Annotated in this window: 18 protein-coding genes; 8 read left to right on the forward strand and 10 right to left on the reverse strand. The window is 65.1% G+C overall.

The window, feature by feature from the left end; genetic code table 11:
• Positions 1 to 74: 74 nt before the first annotated feature.
• Complete coding sequence (locus tag AC4D14_RS17620) at positions 75 to 884, reverse strand: GAF domain-containing protein (protein WP_490903976.1); 810 nt, start codon at positions 882 to 884, stop codon at positions 75 to 77.
• A gap of 648 nt (positions 885 to 1,532) precedes the next feature.
• Here AC4D14_RS17620 and AC4D14_RS17625 point away from each other — a divergent pair.
• Positions 1,533 to 2,126, forward strand: a complete 594-nt coding sequence (locus tag AC4D14_RS17625) for a TetR/AcrR family transcriptional regulator (protein WP_490903977.1) — start codon at positions 1,533 to 1,535, stop codon at positions 2,124 to 2,126.
• Positions 2,127 to 2,183: 57 nt separating this feature from the next.
• Here AC4D14_RS17625 and AC4D14_RS17630 read toward each other — a convergent pair whose 3' ends face one another.
• The 3 genes from AC4D14_RS17630 to AC4D14_RS17640 all read right to left on the reverse strand — a co-directional run bounded on the left by AC4D14_RS17630 (position 2,184) and on the right by AC4D14_RS17640 (position 5,414).
• On the reverse strand, positions 2,184 to 2,960 hold the full coding sequence (locus AC4D14_RS17630; RefSeq protein WP_490903978.1) for an SDR family NAD(P)-dependent oxidoreductase: 777 nt from the start codon (positions 2,958 to 2,960) through the stop codon (positions 2,184 to 2,186).
• A gap of 40 nt (positions 2,961 to 3,000) precedes the next feature.
• Entirely contained in the window at positions 3,001 to 4,818 is a 1,818-nt protein-coding gene (locus AC4D14_RS17635; protein WP_490903979.1) for a glycoside hydrolase family 15 protein, read from the reverse strand.
• Positions 4,819 to 4,943: 125 nt separating this feature from the next.
• Positions 4,944 to 5,414 carry a hypothetical protein gene (locus AC4D14_RS17640; RefSeq protein WP_490903980.1) on the reverse strand — a complete coding sequence of 157 codons (471 nt, stop codon included), beginning with the start codon at positions 5,412 to 5,414 and terminating at the stop codon, positions 4,944 to 4,946.
• A 561-nt stretch (positions 5,415 to 5,975) separates the two neighbouring features.
• Here AC4D14_RS17640 and AC4D14_RS17645 point away from each other — a divergent pair.
• From AC4D14_RS17645 to AC4D14_RS17655, 3 genes are all read left to right on the forward strand, one after another.
• Positions 5,976 to 6,746, forward strand: coding sequence for a GVDTG sorting domain-containing protein (locus tag AC4D14_RS17645; protein WP_490903981.1), 771 nt, complete (start codon positions 5,976 to 5,978; stop codon positions 6,744 to 6,746).
• 929 nt (positions 6,747 to 7,675) lie between these two features.
• Positions 7,676 to 8,398 carry a response regulator gene (locus AC4D14_RS17650; protein WP_490903982.1) on the forward strand — a complete coding sequence of 241 codons (723 nt, stop codon included), beginning with the start codon at positions 7,676 to 7,678 and terminating at the stop codon, positions 8,396 to 8,398.
• Entirely contained in the window at positions 8,395 to 9,534 is a 1,140-nt protein-coding gene (locus AC4D14_RS17655; protein ID WP_490903983.1) for a sensor histidine kinase, read from the forward strand. Before AC4D14_RS17650 ends, AC4D14_RS17655 begins: the two co-directional genes overlap by 4 nt.
• Positions 9,535 to 9,641: 107 nt before the next feature.
• Here AC4D14_RS17655 and AC4D14_RS17660 read toward each other — a convergent pair whose 3' ends face one another.
• Positions 9,642 to 10,805 carry a heparan-alpha-glucosaminide N-acetyltransferase domain-containing protein gene (locus AC4D14_RS17660; protein WP_490903984.1) on the reverse strand — a complete coding sequence of 388 codons (1,164 nt, stop codon included), beginning with the start codon at positions 10,803 to 10,805 and terminating at the stop codon, positions 9,642 to 9,644.
• Positions 10,806 to 11,313: 508 nt separating this feature from the next.
• On the opposite strand from AC4D14_RS17660, the gene AC4D14_RS17665 reads away from it, so the two are divergent.
• On the forward strand, positions 11,314 to 11,949 hold the full coding sequence (locus AC4D14_RS17665) for a DUF305 domain-containing protein (protein ID WP_490903985.1): 636 nt from the start codon (positions 11,314 to 11,316) through the stop codon (positions 11,947 to 11,949).
• 729 nt (positions 11,950 to 12,678) lie between these two features.
• Entirely contained in the window at positions 12,679 to 13,287 is a 609-nt protein-coding gene (locus tag AC4D14_RS17670) for a flavodoxin family protein (RefSeq protein WP_490903986.1), read from the forward strand.
• A gap of 219 nt (positions 13,288 to 13,506) precedes the next feature.
• Here AC4D14_RS17670 and AC4D14_RS17675 read toward each other — a convergent pair whose 3' ends face one another.
• The 3 genes from AC4D14_RS17675 to AC4D14_RS17685 all read right to left on the reverse strand — a co-directional run bounded on the left by AC4D14_RS17675 (position 13,507) and on the right by AC4D14_RS17685 (position 15,622).
• Entirely contained in the window at positions 13,507 to 13,965 is a 459-nt protein-coding gene (locus tag AC4D14_RS17675; protein ID WP_490903987.1) for a GNAT family N-acetyltransferase, read from the reverse strand.
• Between the two features lie 986 nt (positions 13,966 to 14,951).
• Positions 14,952 to 15,203, reverse strand: a complete 252-nt coding sequence (locus AC4D14_RS17680) for a hypothetical protein (protein WP_490903988.1) — start codon at positions 15,201 to 15,203, stop codon at positions 14,952 to 14,954.
• 113 nt (positions 15,204 to 15,316) lie between these two features.
• A complete protein-coding gene (locus AC4D14_RS17685) occupies positions 15,317 to 15,622 on the reverse strand; it encodes a hypothetical protein (RefSeq protein WP_490903989.1) in 306 nt (101 codons plus the stop codon).
• Between AC4D14_RS17685 and AC4D14_RS17690 the strand changes: the two genes are divergently transcribed.
• Together AC4D14_RS17690 and AC4D14_RS17695 are read left to right on the forward strand one after the other, a co-directional pair.
• Complete coding sequence (locus AC4D14_RS17690; RefSeq protein ID WP_490904044.1) at positions 15,533 to 16,084, forward strand: MFS transporter; 552 nt, start codon at positions 15,533 to 15,535, stop codon at positions 16,082 to 16,084. The two genes, AC4D14_RS17685 and AC4D14_RS17690, sit on opposite strands and share 90 nt — an antisense overlap.
• Positions 16,050 to 16,472, forward strand: coding sequence for a hypothetical protein (locus tag AC4D14_RS17695; RefSeq protein WP_490903990.1), 423 nt, complete (start codon positions 16,050 to 16,052; stop codon positions 16,470 to 16,472). The genes AC4D14_RS17690 and AC4D14_RS17695 overlap by 35 nt, the downstream gene beginning before the upstream one ends.
• 322 nt (positions 16,473 to 16,794) lie before the next feature.
• Here the strand turns inward: AC4D14_RS17695 and AC4D14_RS17700 are convergent, their stop codons facing one another.
• Positions 16,795 to 16,989, reverse strand: coding sequence for a hypothetical protein (locus AC4D14_RS17700; protein ID WP_490903991.1), 195 nt, complete (start codon positions 16,987 to 16,989; stop codon positions 16,795 to 16,797).
• A 95-nt stretch (positions 16,990 to 17,084) separates the two neighbouring features.
• Positions 17,085 to 17,708 (reverse strand): hypothetical protein, encoded by a 624-nt coding sequence (locus AC4D14_RS17705; RefSeq protein WP_490903992.1) that lies wholly within the window; start codon positions 17,706 to 17,708, stop codon positions 17,085 to 17,087.
• Positions 17,709 to 17,766 lie beyond the last annotated feature (58 nt).

Genomic DNA, 17,766 nt, shown 5'->3' on the forward strand with positions numbered 1-17,766 from the left:
GGACGCTCCGGACGGCGGCTGACCAGTGGGCCGCCGCGGCAACGCAGATTCCGCGATGTGCGGCCATCGGCGGTTCAGGAAGTGATTTCGTGCTGCGTGGCTTGGGCCAGGGCCCTGAGCATCTGCAGGTCTCCCGCGGAAAAGGTGCGGGGGTTCTGGTCGATGACACACAGCGTGCCGATGGTCCAACCGCCGGAACCGACGAGGGGGTGGCCGGCGTAGAAGCGGATGTGGGGCTCGCCCACAACGAGGGGATTGGCCTTGAACCGTGCATCTTCGAGCGTGTCGTTGATGATCAGCGGGCCCGCGCTGCGGATGGTTTCGTTGCAGAAGGAGATTTCCCGTGCGATGTTCTGACCCACCGGGCCGGTGACCGATTTGAGGAACTGCCGGTGCCCGGTGATGAAGGCCACGATGGCGGAGCTGACCCCGAAGTGTTCCCGCGCCCGCCGGGTGATCGCATCGAAGCGTTCCTCCGCCGGGGTGTCCAGCAGCCCGGTCAAGTCGACAGCCCGCATCCGTTGGGTTTCGGCCTCCGCGGCGGTGAGAAACAATGCGCCCGCTGCTCCGAGGTCTTGGAGCCCCTGCGGCAGGTCCGCCTCCGCAGATCCGTCGGGGGCCCTTTGCCGGGATCCCTCAGGGGTGTCGGTGGTGTAGGGGACGCGGAGCTCCGAGGCGGTGTCCTCAAGCAGTTCATTCAGGGCGAGTGCCAGGATGTCGCGCTGCAGCGCGGGCAGGACCTGCATCCCCAGCAGGTAGGCCTCGATCTCCAACTGTGACAGGGACCCGCCGAGGGCGAAGTACTCGACCCACAGCTCCGCCGGTGCCAGCCCGACGCGGGAGGCTGCGGCGATCGTGAGTTCCTGCTGTGTCCGTTCATCCACGGTGAGACCTCGAACCGGGTTCGCGGGACCACATATTTTCCGCAGAAGCGGAACAGTTGAATCCCTGGGCGGCAATTAATCAGCATGCTTATGAACATGGCTAGCGGGGGCTCGGCCGGTGTGGGAAACCGGAAACAGGCTGCCGAAACGGACTGGACCCGCTACGGGCATCGTTCCTACAGGTGCTCTGGGCTGGCCCCCGGGCACCCGCGGACTGCAGCAGCGGGAGGCAGATCGGTTCCCGGACGGACTCAGCAGCTGATTCCGGCGTGTGTTCATCCGAAAGGGGGTGGCACGGGTGGGAAATATGCGCGTGGGCGGGTTGGGGCATTTGAAGATTGCCCAGACAGTCCCGAAATGTGAGGCACTCCAGAGAGGAAGGTGGTAGCGGAATTCGCACCAGACGCCTCTGAGCCTGATCCGTTCCTCATTTCTTGTTGCCGAATATTCCATAGGCCCGCTTCTTACTCATGATCTCGCTCGCGAAATCAGCTGGACCGACCGGAATGCACCGGGTTTCCTCGTATAAGACCATGGGCCGGGCTGCCCATATGACTCCGGATTCTTTCTATCCACCTGCAGAATACTCGGGCAGATTCCCTTACACTGCAGGCAGGGCCCCTCTTGTGGGTGCCGGTAAGGATGGCAATGGAGCCTTCAGAACACCCGCGCGGGGCACGCGAAAAGATACTGGCCTGTTCCTATCAGCTCTTCATGCGTCGCGGTGTCCGCGCCGTGGGGGTGAATGAGCTTATCCAGGAATCCGGAGTGTCCAAAGCAACCCTCTACCACCATTTTCCCTCCAAACAGGACCTGATCCTGGCGTTCTTTGAGCGGCGCTGGCAGGTATTCGTGGTCGACCATTTCCAAGCTCGAACCGCCCGTCCCGGCGCCACCGCCGAAGAGCAGTTGCGGGCCACATTTGATGCCCTGGACGAATGGTTCCATCGCCCGGATTTTGAGTCCTCGTCCTACATCAGGGTGCTGTTCGAACTGGGACCGGAGCATCCGCTGGGACAGCAAAGCCACCGGTACCTCGACAGACTACGTTTGCACGTCCAGGCAGCGGCCGCGGCGGCGGGCCTTGGGGACGCGGAAGTATTCGCGCACGCCTGGATGCTGTTGATCAAGGGCACCATCGTCGCGGCGACGGAAGGAGACACCAAGGCCGCCCGGCGTGCACGACCGATGGCGGAGTTCCTCATCGAGCACCACCGGACGGCTCCCGAGGTCCCGCTGTGACGATGGCCGCGTCGTTTACCTGGGGCGCGGGCGCCCGTGGCTGGGTGGGCGGTTCGGTCAGGCTCCCTGTCCTGCCATCTGCATCAGTCCGCCGTCCATCACATAGGTTGCCCCGGTGACGTAGTCCCCGTCCGGGGAGGCCAGAAACACGGCCAGGCGCGCGATTTCCCTGGGTTCGGCCGCACGTTTCAGCGGGATGGTCTGAACCTGCTGCTCGAGGTATTCGGGGTCATCGATGGCTTTCTGATTGAAGGGAGTCAGGACCATGCCCGGGGCGATGTTGTTCACGGTCATGCCCAGGTCGGAGATCTCAAGCACCAGGGTGCGCGTCAGATTCCGCAGGGCACCCTTGGAGCAGTCATAGTCGGCGGCTCCGGCACGGGGCTGCTCCTCGTGGACGGAGGTCGTGTTAAGGATTTTCCCCCCGCCGCCCTGTTGCTTGCGGTGGTTGATGAAGTGTTTGCAGCAGATCAGCTGCCCGATGAGGTTGCTGCGCAGGGTGCGTTCGAAATCGGCGATTTCGAGGTCGGCGACGTACGTCCCGGAGGCGTCGGCGCTGGCATTGTTCATCAGGATGTCAACGTGGCCGAAGGCGGCGAAGGCGGTCTCGAACATTTTGATGACCTGGTCTTCGTCCCCGTGGTCCCCGTGCACGATAACGGCTCTGCGCCCGAGTGCTTCGACCTGTTCCTTCGTCGAGGTGGCTCCGTCCTGATCGTGGAGGTAGTGGATGACGATGTCGGCGCCCTCGCGGGCGAACTCGATGGCGGTTGCCTGCCCGATGCCTGAATCGGATCCGGTGATGAACGCGACCTTGTCCTGCAGCTGTCCCATTTGATGTCCTCCGTTTACTTGTAGTGGGCCCGGGGTGGGTTTAGGCCCGGTTGTTTTCGGCCTCGGTGATGGCCCAGGCCGCGTTGATCAGGCCGATGTGTGACAGGCCCTGCGGGAAGTTGCCGATCAGCGTTCCGTCTTTGATGCTGATCTCTTCGGAGAGAAGTCCGAGGTCGTTGGCGTGGCCGGTCACAGTGTTGAAGATCTGCCTTGCCCGGTCGGTCTGCCCGGCCATGGCCCGCCCTGCGGCCAGCCAGTAGGAGCAGATGATGAACGCTCCCTCATCTCCGGATCCTGTCCAGCGCTGGACCAGGGAGCCGGAGGTCAGGTCCCGTTCGATGGCATCTAGGGTGGAGAGGATCCGCTCGTCCTCTGCTGGCAGGAATCCCATGATCGGCATCAGCAGGACGCCGGCGTCCAGGTGATCGGAGCCGAAGGCGCCGGTGAACGCCTCGACGGTGCCGTCCCAACCCCGGTCCAGGATCGCGGCCCGGACTTTGTCGCGTTCGGCTTCCCAGACGGGAACCCGGTCCGGGGCGGCAAGCCTGCCTCCCAGTTTCACCGCCCGGTCAAGGGCCACCCAGCACATCAGTTTGGAGGTGAGGTAGTCCCGGGTGCCTTCCCGGCCTTCCCAGATCCCTGCATCGGTTTCGGTCCAGGTTCCGGCCGCCAGGTCGGCGACGGCCACCAGGAATTCACGGGTGGTTTCCGGTAGATCCCCCAGCACGTCCCGCAGCACCCAGGCGCATTCGAAAACCTCGCCGAGGACATCGAGCTGTTTCTGCGTCCAGGCGTTGTTGCCGATCCGCACCGGACGGGACTGCAGGTATCCCGTGAGGTGGTCGAGGGTGTGTTCGGTCAGGTCATGTTCCCCGCCAACCCCGAACATGATCGGCAGACGGTTCACGCCGAGGGATCCGGCCGAGGCGGTGATCCACTCGAAGAACCGGTGCGCCTCATCGGGGCAGGCCGCGGCCCAGAGGGCCTTGAGCGTCAAGCTGCCATCGCGCAGCCAGCCGAACCGGTAATCCCAGTTCGCGCCTCCGCCGGGTTCCTCGGGAAGGGAGGTGGTCGCGGCTGCCACGACCGCGCCGGTGGGACTGTACGTGAGGGCCTGGAGCACCAGGGCGCTGCGGTGAACCTGCTCCTCGTAGGCGCCGGTGTAGCTTCGATGCATCTGGCTCCACGACTCCCAGGCCGCGGTGGTGTCCTCCAGCCCGGCGACACTCTCCGGTGCCGGGACACGCCGGGCGGTGGAAACACTGTGCTGGAGAGAAAAATCCATCCGTTCCCCGTCCCTGAGCAGGAACGATCCACTCACCCTGCCACCGCCGCTGGTAAGGCCCGGGGACACTGTCAGGGTCAGCCTGTCCGCGCCGCCGGTGATCTCCCATCCCGTCGAAGTGCCGATGAAATGCGGTGTGATCAGCCCGTACTCCGGGCGCGGGGCCAGCTCGACCAGGACCGGCACGTCCGCGCGGACCGCCTCGATACGGCGCAGCAGTGTGTGCGGGGAGCCGCGCCCGATCGCGTGCCCGCGTTCGCCCGGGCCAAGGGCCAGGCAGTCCGTCAGGAGCAGCATCCCGCCCGGGCAGTGAAATGCCGTTTCCACCACCATGGTTCCGGGCACGTACCGGCGGGAGAGCGTGTACTCCACTGCGGGGCGGATGACCCAGTGGCCCGCCCGCGGATCGAGCAGCCGCCCAAAAATGCTGGGAGCATCGAAGCGTGCCGGACACCACCAGTCGATCGACCCGTCGCGTGAGACCAAGGCCGCTCCCTGACAGTCACCGAGCAGCCCGTAGTCGGCGATGACCGCAGCCGTCCGTCCCTCCCCGCCGGCCGATTCAGAGTTCATCTCTCTCCTCAACGGCCGCCAGGTGTAGTTCCCCCGACAGTCCAAGGTTGGCTCGACCGGACCGGAATCTCCGTTCGCGGGAGCGGCGCTGAGGCCCGCGGGGCGACTTCCTGCCGGTCGGTTTCCTACCGCGTTTGGGGTGGTGCGAAGACGTGATCGTAGAGCATTCCGGTCGCTGCGGCCTGAACGAACTTGTTGGTCAAATCCACGGTCCAGTCCTTCGCACTCCAGGTTCCAGGCTGATACAGTCCCAGGGCCGTATTAAGCAGCACATCGGTGCTGTAGACAACGGGGAACACCACGGCGACCGCTTTGGCTCCACGCAGGCCGGCGTGGGCTGTGACGCCGTACGCCGTACCCCACATGGTTCCCAGCGCGAAGTGGGTCACCGTGTTCAGCCGCTCGCGCCCCTGCTGGCTCGTCGGATGGATGGGAAGGATGCGTTCGGCGAAATCCGCGGGCGCGTAGCTGGTTTCGCGTCCGGTCAGGGGAATCTCAACATATTTCTGGAAGGCCGTCATCACGACGGTCCCGGCGACACCGGCCACCATGCCGCGGACAATTGATTCCATCAGGGATGGCTTCTGGGTGGACATGCTGTGAGTATCGTCCTCTCCCATGGTGCCCGCAACCATTTCAAGCGGATTACTTCACGGCGGCAGGGCGATTAGGCAGACGGTTTTCGGGCCGCGGCACACCTCCCCTCGCCCTAGCTATAAATCTCCGGCGCGCGACAAGCACGTGCGCGGTGAAGGACCGGCCCTGCCGGAAACCCTTAGACGGCAATACCAGCGGACCTTTTTCACCCATGGGACCACACCGCCCCAGCTGATCATCAGCCGGCGCCCGCACCGGAGAAGCGGAGGAGAACACGCGGTGGAGGCCGCTGATTGAGCGTGCGGATAAGGCGGGCCACTCCTTCGCCGGAGCCACGTCACCGCTGGAACCGCGGCCTGTCAGCAGTCACATCCGGCACAGCAGTCGCGTACGCCCCTTCCCAACCTCGGCCTTTCCTGCCACAGTATGCACTGTGGGGAAACATAAGCTTGCTGAGTTTTCTTGCACGCAGTCCAATCCAGGCAGTAGAGCGTGACGAACCACACGATAGGCACACAATCGACGTGTGCACTCACCGCACAGTGAAGGAACGAATTTCCATGAACAAGAACATGCGGCTTCTCGCAGTACCCTCCCTCGCCCTCGGCATGCTGGCCCTCTCCGGCGCGCCGGCCATGGCAGCGGACGGCTCCTATTCCTCGACCCTGGGCCAGCTCAACGGCAGCACCGGCGCCGGAACGATCACCGTTGACGTCAAGGGCGACCAGGCAACCGTGAACCTGCAGGTTTCCGGCCTGGCCGAGACCTTCATGGACGGACCCTACCCGCACGTCCAGCACATCCACGGCGGCGCCAAGGGCCAGTGCCCCACCCCCGATGCCGACACCAACGGTGACGGCGTCATCAACACCACTGAAGGCGCGCCCGCCTACGGCGGCATCCTCACCACCCTGACCACCAGCGGAGCCACCGGCCCCGAGGAGGGCCTGAACGTCAAGCTGGGCGGCCAGGGCGGCAGCTACACCATCGAGCGCACCTTCGACATCAACGCCGAGACCAAGGCCTCGCTCGAAGCCGGCACAGCCGTCGTCGTCGTGCACGGCCTCGACCCGGCCACCCTGAGCGCCGAGGCCCAGGCGGCCAAGAGCGACCTGACCGAGGACCTTCCGCTGGCGGCCACCTCCCCGGCGCTGTGCGGAACCCTCATCCCTTCGCAGATGGGTGCCATGCCCAACGGCGGCGCCGACACCGGGGCAACCGAAGAAGCCGGTTCCAACATGGGCGTTCTGGCCCTCGGAGGCGGCCTCGTCCTGGCAGCAGCCGCAGGCGGTACCTACATGGTCCGCCGCCGCAGCGCCGATCAGGCGTAGGGAAGACCAGCACGGATCGGCGCCGGGACGAATCACCCTGATCCGCTAACCGGCGCCACAGGCCACCGCAGGAGCTTTTCGGCTCCTGAGGTGGCCTGTTGTTTTCCGCCCCTCTTTCGATACCAGCAGCTCGATGCCTCACCGCGTTCTTACTTCACTGGCCCTGCAGGGCATCAGCTCCGCCGGGCCCGCCGACATCGACGTCCGCCGCGATGGTGGAGTTCTTCAGCGGCCAGGACGCGGTATCCGGCTCGTGAGGTTTGACGCGGCCATCGCAGCCGCGAGCTGCAAATCGCCCCACCTCGAAGATTGGTGAGACGCAGTGACTTCAGCAGCGGTCAACAAACCGCGTGCCGTGCTCCAGGGACGCTTTGTCAGGACTCGATGTGCCTGCGGGGGTGCCCGCCGACCGCCGGAGCCCACCCATCGGAGGTCGATTCCGGCCGGTCCACCCGGACGGAATGATCGTACGTGTGGAATTCGAACCGGTCTGCCGCGGGTACTCGTGCGGCAGATCTTGCGTACTCCCCGTACATGCACCCTGGGGCTGGGTACCACGCTTTCCTTCGGATAATCCGCCGGAACCGATCTTGCCCGCTAAACAGCCACGCACGCCTGCCCGAGGAAGCGGGGCGGGCTGAGCTGCCTAAACACCACGGCGAGGCCGCGCCGACCCACGATGACATCCTGACGGCCCAGGCACCGGCCCAGCGGGCGGCAGGGGTTGTTGCGCGGTGTTTTCAAGGCTGCGCCCTGCGGGGGCCCCTTAGCAGTAGAGCAGCCCGACGGCAATGGCGGCCCACCGGCTCGGAGGGCAACGGGAAAGGGCCTTGGTGCGGGAGGATAAGCACCGTGAACAAGATCGGTGAGCCGCAGCCCGGCCCTCGGGCTTGGAGGATCCGCAGTATTTCTATGGAGGAGGGGATCTGATGTCCGTATCGGCGGCCGGGCGGGTGCTGGTGGTCGATGACGAGGGGGATCTGGCGCGGCTCATCGAGGGGTATCTGCGCCGGGCCGGGTTGGAGGTCGCGGTGCGCCACGACGGGATCGAGGCCGTGGCGGCGGTGCGCGGGTTCGCTCCGGACGTGCTGGTGCTGGATCTGGGGTTGCCTGGGATCGATGGGATTGAAGTGTGCCGCCAGGTGCGGACCTTTTCCGACTGCCATGTGTTGATGCTCACCGCTCGGGATGATGAGGTCGACAAGATTGTCGGCTTGTCGGTGGGGGCCGATGACTATGTGACCAAGCCCTTCAGCCCGCGCGAGCTGGTGGCCCGGGTCCAAGCCATGCTTCGCCGTGCCCGCACCTCCACCGCGGAGGGGCCCGAGGGTCGGGGTGCTCAGGGGCAGTTCGTGCAGATTGAGGATCTGGAGGTCAGTACGTCCGCCCGGGAAGTCCGCCTTTCCGGGATTCCGGTGGTGCTGACACGGATCGAATTCGATCTGCTGTCCGCCCTGATCACCCACCCGCAGCTGGTACTGTCCCGCCGGCGGCTGGTGGAGATAGTCTGGAACACCCGGTGGACCGGGGACGAGCATCTGGTCGATGTGCACATTGGAAGGATCCGCAGGAAGCTCGGCGATGAGGCCGCCCGTCCACGCTTCATTCACACAATTCGCGGGATCGGCTATCGGATGGGCACCGGACGATGAGCACCACCACTATTTCAGCCCGGAACCGGCCGTGGAATTCGTTGACCGTGCGGCTGATGCTGGCTCAGAGCGCGGTGCTGCTGGTCGGGCTGATCATTGTGGTGGTCACCGCGGTGCTCGTGGGGCCGTCCATGTTCTACCACGAGCTCATCGAGGCCGGTCACGCCGATGAGGCCGGTGGGCTGGTCCACCTGGGGGCCGCTTTCCGCTCGGTGAGTCTGACGGCCCTGACCCTCGGCGGCCTCCCGGCGCTTTATATCGCCGGGTTGCTCAGCTTTTACCTCTACCGCACCATAGGGCGGTCCCTGGCTTCCTTCACAGCCGCCGCCGGGGAAGTGGCCGCGGGCAACTATGACGTGCGTGTCAGCCCCACCCTGCTGGGCCCGGAGTTCGACTCCCTCGCCAATTCCTTCAACGAGATGTCCGCCCGACTCGGCGCGGTGGACACCACCCGGCGCCAGATGCTGGCCGATCTAGCGCACGAGATGCGCACCCCGTTGGCCAGCCTCAAAGGCCACCTCGAGGGTCTCGAGGACGGGATCGTGGCCCTGGACGAGCGGACCACGGGTATTCTCTCCGCCCAGATCACCCGGCTGGAACGGCTCGCCCGTGACATCCGGCAGCTGACCGCCGCCGAGGAGGGAATGACCCACCTCCAGCTCACCATTGAGGATCCCCAGCACCTGGCTGCTCAGGCGGTTGCGGCCCTGGAGCCCGGCGCTATCAACAAGGGCGTGTCGATCACCTCCAAGAGCACCGGCAGGAACGCCTCACCGGTGCTGCTGGATCGGGAGAGGATGGGCCAGGTATTGGGCAACCTGCTGGAAAACGCGTTGAGCCACACCCCGCCCGGAGGCTCCATCACCGTGCAGACTGATCACGCCCGGGAGGCGGTCACTTTCACGGTCACCGACACAGGGGCAGGCATCAGTGCCGAAAATCTCCCGCACGTCTTCGAGCGCTTTTACCGGGCCGGCACCGGGCGAGAGGCCCGCCGTGGGGGTTCGGGCCTGGGCCTGGCAATCAGCAAAGCCCTGGTTGAGGCCCAGGGCGGAACCGTGGAGGCGGCCAGCCCCGGGCCCGGGCAGGGTGCCAGCTTCCGGATCCGCCTGCCCCGCCGCAAACCCCCGAACTGACCCGGCAGTCAGGTGCCTAGGCAGCAGACCCGCAACGATGGCGGGATGGGCCCGTGGCAGGACCCTCTTCTGCCCTGGAGTGGAGCCTTTTGGTGGTGCTATGACGGTCACCCTTGCGTGCCGCCGCGGGCCCGACCGAGCACGAGCCGGCGGGTGCCCTTCACGCTGGTGCCGACCACCCGCTCCAGGGGCCCCTGTCCCAGGGTTCCTCGCCAGAGCACCGCGAACAGGGCCGCTGCGGCGACATTGATCGTGAACCACAGGTAGGGCTGGTCGTAGTGGAGTTCAAGGGACAACCCCACCAGGTGCACCGTGTACAGGGTCAGGGTCATCACGCCCATCGCCGACAACGGCAGCAGCCACGGCCCGGCCTTCGAGCCCACCAGCAGGAAGACACCCAGGACCATCAGGCCCACACCCAGGCTGGCCGCGATCGCCAGCGGGGTGTTGGTGTGCGGGGTGGTGATCACCAGCCACCACCCTGTGGGAGCCGGCACCTCATCCGGCCCCCAGATGAGGGCCTCCTGCAGGTCGTGCTCGCTCATCGAGGAGGCATCCAGCAACCGCTCATAGCCGCCGAAGGCGTAGAGCAGAAGGTGGGAGGCGGTGTGGGCGAAAATCGCCACGCCGGCACCGATGACCAGCATCCGGATCTGCACCTCGGTCCTGCGCAGGTCCAGCCTCCCGATCCCCAGCCCGGCCAGTACATAGGTCATGTAGGCCAGAGCCGGGTAGGTGCCACTCAGCACCAGCTGAGCGGTTATCGCCCCCGGCTCGGTCACCAGATCGCTGAACGTGGGGTTCTGGGACACGAAGTCGGGCAGCACTTCCTCTAACCGTTGGATCAGGATCGGGGCGAGGATCCCGAAGCCCGCCGCGGAGGCGAACAACGCCTTCGGGCCCAGGTGCAGAAACGGAAGGGCCAGAAGGAAGAACACCCCGTAGTAAATCAGGATGTTGTCCGTTGGCGCGTCCTCGGGCATCACGGTCCCGATCCACAACCCCACGGCGCCAATCAGCACAGCCCGCACCACAAGCCCCAAACGATCGGCGGTCATCGCCCTGCCCTCGTGCCGGTGACGGCCCCCGGAGGTCAGCGCAAGCCCCACCCCTGCCAGCAGGGCGAACAGCGCCGCCGAGTCTCCCGAGAACAGGATCCACGCCCAGCTCGGCTCCCCCGCCTCCTCGCTGCCATCCGGCAGCAGGTGGATGGCCATCAACCCGATCAGCGCCAGCCCCCGGGCCGCGTCGATGCCGGCCAACCGGCGCATCGGCCGCACCGATGCCTCATCTGATCCCGCCTGGCCGGCTTTCCCTGCCCGTGACATCCCACCCATAACGTCCCCTGCTCGTGCCGGCCCCGTCAGAGACCTCCTGGCGTGCGGCCGACGGCCGGGCCCGAGGTCCCGGAAGCCGGGACCCTGCTGCATCCAGCTTCCCGGCGGCACGTCGCGCCCAGGTTACGGGTTTCTCAAGATTCCATGAAGAATGAGCAGCGGCCTGAGGCCTGCCGTGCAACGGCGGGGCCGGACAGCAGCGTCCTGAGTACGCTGGAGGAAGGCGCGGACATGGAAAGGAACCCGGTGGTGATCAGGCATCGAATCCGGTACTTTTCTTTCCCTGACCCAGTTCTGTACCTGCAGTACATCAAGATACGCGCCCTTCCGCCTCCCACGGCGCACACCGGTCCCGACCGGGACCCACCTCCGAAGCGTCGGTACGCCCCGCCCTGCGGGCTATCCCACAGCTGTAAATTCGAGCATTGAAGGATCCGACACCATGAAGACTCCCAGGCGTTACCTTTCCCTTTCCGCACTTGCCACCATCGCCCTTTCCGGATGCGGCGCCACCGGCGGAGCGGACACCACTTCCACCATGCCTCCCAGCCCAGACCAAAGCGCCTACGCCTCGGCGCGGGCGGGGCAGGAAGCAGCAACCGAACACAACGATGCGGATGTGATGTTCGCCCAGTCGATGATCCCCCACCACAGGCAGGCGGTGGGGATGAGCGAGATGTTGCTGGCCAAAGACGGCATTAACACCGGGGTCACCGATCTGGCCACCCGCATCAAGGACGCCCAGAGCCCCGAAATCGAGACCATGACCGGGTGGCTTGAAGCCTGGGGCGCACCCGTAGAGCCCGGCCACGGTGGTGGACACGGAGGCGGTGACTCCGGGACCATGGGCGGGATGATGAGCGGGGACCAGATGGCCGACCTTGAATCCGCCCAAGGCGATGAGGCATCGCGCCTGTTCCTGAAATTCATGACCGTCCACCACGAGGGCGCGGTGGACGCGGCCCAGGACGAAATCGACAACGGGCAGAATGCTGAGGCGGTCGCCCTGGCCGAAATCATCGTAGAAACCCAGCAGGCCGAGATTAGGGAAATGGAAACCCTGCTCGCCGGCCTCTAACCGGCGGCAGACCCCTACCACGCCCGGCGGACTGGCGCACCGCAGGCCCGGCCCGGGCCTTCTCCCCCAATCTGGGTACCGGATTTGCACTACCCCTGCCCTTTCAGATGCGTGCCCCCGGAACCTCCCGGAGGTGAAGCCGCCGCGGCCGGTGATCCTGCTCGTCCCCGGATCCGCCCTGCCACCACGTGCTGGGCGTCACTGGCCGGCACCGACGAAACGGAGCCTGCGGCCAGCACAGGTGATGACCCACACAGCCACATCCACGGTGTGTGGACCGGGTAAGCAACCGGATCCTGCTGATCACCCATGCGGACCGGGACCGTCGGTCGATGATTTTGTGGCGGCCGTGGGCGTTTTCTATTCGATCACGGGTACTGCGCCCGAACTCAGCCCCGCAGCCGGATCCATCGGATGAAACCATGGTCCGCCTGGCGGTACTCGCTGGGAACTGGCGCCAGGGGCGCCGAGGGCCCGCCGCGGGAATCTCGGCCCGCACCGACTGACCTGTCAGGATCCGGGCCTCGAGAGCGTCGGACTCCGGACATTCCGCCTTCCCCGTGCTGTGGATCCCTTCCCAGATGGGCGCCATGCAAAACGGTGACGGGATCGGCCGATTCTCGATTCGTGGTCAGCGTCGGCACCGGCCGCGACCGAGGCCGGTTCCTCCTGCGGCATGATGCAACCCTCAGCTTCCTCCTTCGAATCGCCGCGAGACAAAGGATCACCATGACCGACCTTGCCGCCATTGCCTTGATCTGTTCCCTCACCCCCTCCCCGGGACCTTCGAGCAGTGACCTGATGGCACGCCGCGTTCTTGACCAGCTGGCCCTGCACGGTGTCACCACCTCCTCGGTCCGGGTGGTCGATCACAATGTGATGCCCGGCGTGGAAAAGGACATGGGTGAAGGGGATGGCTGGCGGGGGATCCGCGAGCGGATCCTCGCCGCGGATATTCTTGTCCTATCCACCCCGATCTGGATGGGCCACCCCTGCAGCATCGCTCAGCGGGTCCTCGAGCGCCTCGACGCCGACCTAGCAGAAACCGACGACGACGGGCGGCCTGTTATGTACGGGAAAGTGGGGATTGTGGCCGTCGTGGGCAACGAGGACGGCGCCCACAAGACGGTGGCGGATATGCAGCAGGGACTCAACGACATCGGCTTCACCCTCCCCGCCCAGGGCAGCACCTACTGGGTCGGTGAAGCAATGCAGACCATCGACTTCAAGGACCTCGGCTCTGTCCCGGAGAAGATCGCCGACACCACGGCAGGGGCTGCCCGCAACGCCGTCCACCTCGCCCGTTTGCTCAAGCCCATCCCCTACCCCGCCGGCTGAACCCATTTCCTTCCATTCCCTTTCATTGCGGTCCGTTCCTTGAGTTGGGCGGGTGGACGGCGAACCGGCGATCGTGCACTGCCCGTTCCATGGCCTGTGCCACTCGCCGGGAAGGAAGCATTGCGGCCGCCTCCCTAGGAGAACACCTCCGGGTGAGGTGATCGGCCTGGTGCTCCTCTGTGGAGCGTGGCTGACCAGCCATCCTGGGCGGGGCTGCGGTCAGCGCTGGGCAATCACGCTCCCATACTGGGGGTATTCGGTAAGGAATGCCCTGGCCTTGGGGCAGCGCACGGTGAGTGGCAGGCGGCGGCGGTGCAGGTTGAGGGCAACGTGCCGATGCAGTGCCGCCTGCACCGTGGTGGTCAGCGTTTTGAAGGGCGGCTGCACAACGGTCTTCATGAGCACCAGTTGCCCTGCGCGGAGCTCGTACGTCGCATATGCGGCCAAAGCACCGCCGTAATGCAGCTCGAACCGGGACAGCGGGGGGTTGTCCCGGAACGCGAAGGGCGACGGCGTCACGGGCCGCAGGGCCTTCGCAGCGGCTGCCCTTTGTTCCAGTTCATCCAGGAGGGCCTCGTACTGGGCTCGGGCCTGGCGGGGCGGATGATCGCCCTCGAGGAGTTCGTAGGTCCGATCGCACAGCTCACGCAGTTGCCGGTCCTCCAACCGGGCCGCCACCCCTTCCGCATCCTGTCCCGGAGTTCCGGCACGTGACGGCTCAGTGGACCCCGATTCCGGGTCTTCCGCGGAATTTCCGGTATCAGAAACTGTGCAAGTCTGCGCCGGTTCAGTCACGATCAGCCCCCACGTTCAATTTCCTCCGATCCCCCACCGGAGCCCCGTGCTGGAGTTTAGGCTGGATCGCGGCAGAAAGACAGCCGGCTTATTGGCATCCGGGGTGGATTCGTGAGGTGCATCAAGAACTGGGCAACATTCAGCTCCTTGTCGGGTCCATCAATTTAGAGGGCATCCGCCAGGGGCCTGCCCGACCTGTCCGGGGTGGACAACCTTGACTGCTTACCCAACCAAGGCCGTCCAACTAGAGGCTCGCGCGACTGGGTGGAACAGCAAAGCCGTGAAGATCCGGTTCCTTGAGCCGGCCACCCAAACCATGCGCGAAGGCTGGGTGTGGCGGAACGCAGTAACACCAGAGCCTTCGAGGAGGGCCCAACCTGGCTAGCGCCGCACTTGAGGTATGAGTCCTTGTATCGAACGAAGGCTTCCTCCCTCCGCCTCAAAGGGAGGAAGCCTTCCGCCCCGAGACCAGATACGGCCCTGCAAGAACTCGCCCGCAGCGCCCTGGCATCCGGCCTTGCTGCCACGTGGCATGAGGGGGCCGGCACCATGTCCAACTGCTTGACCAAGGTAACCACCTCTATTACCTCGCGTCGGCCTAGGGCGGGTCAACTGGGATCCGGGGTCCCCGGGATCATTTACATTTGGACTTTGCGTGGCATCGCGTGCATTCACTCGACAGTTCTCGGCGTTGCGTCCCACCTCTGAGTGGTTGTCCGCAAACATCACGAGGTGGTGTGTCGCACGTTGGCAGATGGGGCAGACCCTGATTGCTGACTGAAGACGCAGCGACCCCATGCGAGACAGCGTAGGGCTTGATCTCGACGAAGATCCGCTGCCCTCTTTGCGGGTTGAGCTCTTGTTTTCGTTCAGGCTTCGTGCTCGCGGCGGTCCGGGCGTCGTTCAGCCTTGCCCGCTTCCTCGTCCCGGTCATCCAGCTCAAGACGCAGTTCCTCATTTCGTCCCTCGGTTTCCGGGTCGAGCGATCCCTCCTCGACGTACTCGGCGTCCATCTGGCGGTGAACCTTGCTGTTGAGCACGCTCACGTCGTCGGTCGGCAGGCCGTCCAAGTTGGCAGGGAAATCCTCGCTCGGGTCGAGTTTGCTGTCGTCGTTCATCATTGCCTTTCCTGGGAACCGCGGTGCCATCGAGCATACTTTGGACTCCCCAAGGGATAGGCCAACTCGGCCGCATATGAAGAAGCCCCCCCACACGGTGAAGCGTGGGGGCTCATTTACAGGTCAGGGCCAGCCTCGTACTTAGTGATGGTGAGTTGGCGGACCGGGCACCTGTCCGCCTTGTTAACCAGGGCTGTCTCTTCGCGAGAGTCGACGGTCATGCCCCAGCGGGCTTTCACCGTGACCCACTGGATGATGTAGGAGCAGTGGTTGGCGGGAGGCATCCAGTGGGCTAGCCTCGGGCGCGCCACGAGCTTTGCCCTGATCCCGACCTGTTTTGCTTTCGGGGTGCTGCACCTGCGGGTGCTCATCATGCTGCTCCTCCTCTTCGGCATCTTCTCCGTCTTCGGGTTCGCCGCCACCCAGTCACTGTTACCGCAGATCGCGGAACGGCGCGCGCCGCCAACGCCCGGCTCGACCAGGCCGAAGCGGGCGCGCAGACCGTCGGTCCGGCACTGGGAGGTTTCCTCCTCGGTACCATCGGCGCGCCATTGGCCATTGCTGTGGACGCCGTGACCTACATCCGCGATGCCGTGTTGATCGCCGGGCTCCGCCTCAAACCATCCGTCCGCCGGGAATCAGGCCCGCGGTCGGTCCGGCGTGAGATTGCCGAGGGCCTGCGGTGGACCTACCGCCACCGCATTCTGGGGCCGCTGGCCTGGTCCACGCATGTATGGTTCATCGGAAACGCCGCAGCCCTCACCGTTCTGGCGGTCTTCACCCTCCGCACCCTAGGCTTCACGGCATTCCTCTTTGGCTTAATTGTTTGCGGTGGGAGGAATCGCGGACTTGGCCGGCGCCACTGTCGCCTCGCGCGCCGGTGAACGCTTCGGCTCAGGAGCCACGATCACTGTAGGCAGGGCCATCTACCCTCTCGCCTGGACACTGGTCGCTCTCGCGACGGCCAGCGGCGCGGCCCAGGCAGACACCATTGCCTCCGCCTTGGTCTTCACCGCGTTCGCGCTCCAGGGTTTCACGGGCGGGTTGGAAAACGCGAACGAATTGAGCTTCCGCCAAGGACTGACACCCCACGCGCTCCTGGGTCGGGTGAACGGCACGATGCGATCCGTGAACCGCACCATGGGCGCCGTCTGCGCTGTGATCGGAGGAGCCGCTGCGACGCTGCTCGGGGAACGAACCACACTGGTCATCATCATTGGCATCTTCGCGGGCGCCCTTTTCATTGCGATCGCCTCCCCCTGCGAACAGTAGGCGACGACGAAGAGCTACCCCTCGGTTCAGGCAGATCTTGGTGGTTTAGTTGAGCGGCCCGGCGGGACAATTTTGCGGGCGGGGTATACGCGACTCGGCAAGATCGGAAGTCATATGGAAATTTTTGGGGCAGTCGCGCTCGGAAATAGTGTCGCGGTGGAACGGCTTATAGGACGCGTGGTGATTACCGGCTGGTGAGGATCCAGATGAAGCTGACCAGGCGTCGACGTAACGATGAAGGCGTCCTCTGGTGCGCGGGTTCGTCCAGCTCCTCCTACAGGCCTGACCTCCGCGACCCATGATGCTAAGACGACCCTCGGGATCAGCTGTTCTCGGGTTTCACCAGGCTGTCTGCGTCCTCTTCGAGGGCGGGAGCTTCGGAGAGCTGTTCGAGAAAGGCTTCTGCCTGCCCGGACTCCCCTGCGGGAAGTTCATCAAGAACGTCCTGGTCGGCTGTGTCCTGTCCGGCGGGGGGTGTGGAGCTGTCTCGCGGGCCTGTGGTGGTTTCGTTTGGCATGGTGCCTTACCTCAACAATCTGGTGGAGTGATGGAAGATGGCCGGGCCAGGCGCGCGGTGCTGATGACGCGCCTGGCCCGGCCTGGTGTGTCAGGTTAGGAGGTCAGCCCGGCCTGGTGGTCGATGCCGGCCTGGTCGACTTTGCGGTGGAAATGCATCCCGGCTTTGCCGCCAAGGATCGCCCCAATGAGGGGAACGAGGACGGCGATGGCCAGGGCGATGAGACCGCTGGCACTCAGGAGACTACCGTCGACGGGAATGCTGGGCGCTCCGCCGATGCGTGAGAGGACGTTGAATTGGTCTCCGGCAATTGCGGCGAGGATGGCAACAACGATGGCGATGACGATGCCCCACAGCCAGACCGCGAGGCCCTGCTTGACTCCGTCGAAACGAGCCATACGGCCGGCGACGTAGCCACCACAGTAGTAGGCGAGGAACAAGATGAGTGCCAGCACGATGCCACTGACAATACCGACGGTTTCCGCGTTCTGCGTTGCCTGGTTGGCGGCTTCGCCGGCATCGGTGTTGTTGGCGGCTCCGACGCCCGCGCCGATCGCGGTGGCCAAGGCGCTCAGGATGACCGTCATGCCGATCGCGGTGAGCCAACCAAAAAAGGCAGACCCGAACTTGATGCCGCCGAACTTTTCTTTCTGGGCATTGACGACATCGTTGCGCCGGCCCTTGGGTGTGCTTGCTCCTGCGTTGTGGTCCTGTGCCATGACTCTCCTTGGAATGGTGTTTCGCATTCTTGTCCGTCACCACGCTCGCAAGCCGGGT

The organism is Arthrobacter sp. TJ-254, from assembly GCF_058269175.1.

Coding starts and splice junctions, on each gene's coding strand:
- AC4D14_RS17625 (WP_490903977.1), top strand. CDS start 1,533: ATGGAGCCTTCAGAACACCCGCGCGGGGCACGCGAAAAGATACTGGCC.
- AC4D14_RS17630 (WP_490903978.1), bottom strand. CDS start 2,960: ATGGGACAGCTGCAGGACAAGGTCGCGTTCATCACCGGATCCGATTCA.
- AC4D14_RS17635 (WP_490903979.1), bottom strand. CDS start 4,818: ATGAACTCTGAATCGGCCGGCGGGGAGGGACGGACGGCTGCGGTCATC.
- AC4D14_RS17640 (WP_490903980.1), bottom strand. CDS start 5,414: ATGTCCACCCAGAAGCCATCCCTGATGGAATCAATTGTCCGCGGCATG.
- AC4D14_RS17645 (WP_490903981.1), top strand. CDS start 5,976: ATGAACAAGAACATGCGGCTTCTCGCAGTACCCTCCCTCGCCCTCGGC.
- AC4D14_RS17650 (WP_490903982.1), top strand. CDS start 7,676: ATGTCCGTATCGGCGGCCGGGCGGGTGCTGGTGGTCGATGACGAGGGG.
- AC4D14_RS17655 (WP_490903983.1), top strand. CDS start 8,395: ATGAGCACCACCACTATTTCAGCCCGGAACCGGCCGTGGAATTCGTTG.
- AC4D14_RS17660 (WP_490903984.1), bottom strand. CDS start 10,805: ATGCGCCGGTTGGCCGGCATCGACGCGGCCCGGGGGCTGGCGCTGATC.
- AC4D14_RS17665 (WP_490903985.1), top strand. CDS start 11,314: ATGAAGACTCCCAGGCGTTACCTTTCCCTTTCCGCACTTGCCACCATC.
- AC4D14_RS17670 (WP_490903986.1), top strand. CDS start 12,679: ATGACCGACCTTGCCGCCATTGCCTTGATCTGTTCCCTCACCCCCTCC.
- AC4D14_RS17680 (WP_490903988.1), bottom strand. CDS start 15,203: ATGATGAACGACGACAGCAAACTCGACCCGAGCGAGGATTTCCCTGCC.
- AC4D14_RS17700 (WP_490903991.1), bottom strand. CDS start 16,989: ATGCCAAACGAAACCACCACAGGCCCGCGAGACAGCTCCACACCCCCC.
- AC4D14_RS17705 (WP_490903992.1), bottom strand. CDS start 17,708: ATGGCACAGGACCACAACGCAGGAGCAAGCACACCCAAGGGCCGGCGC.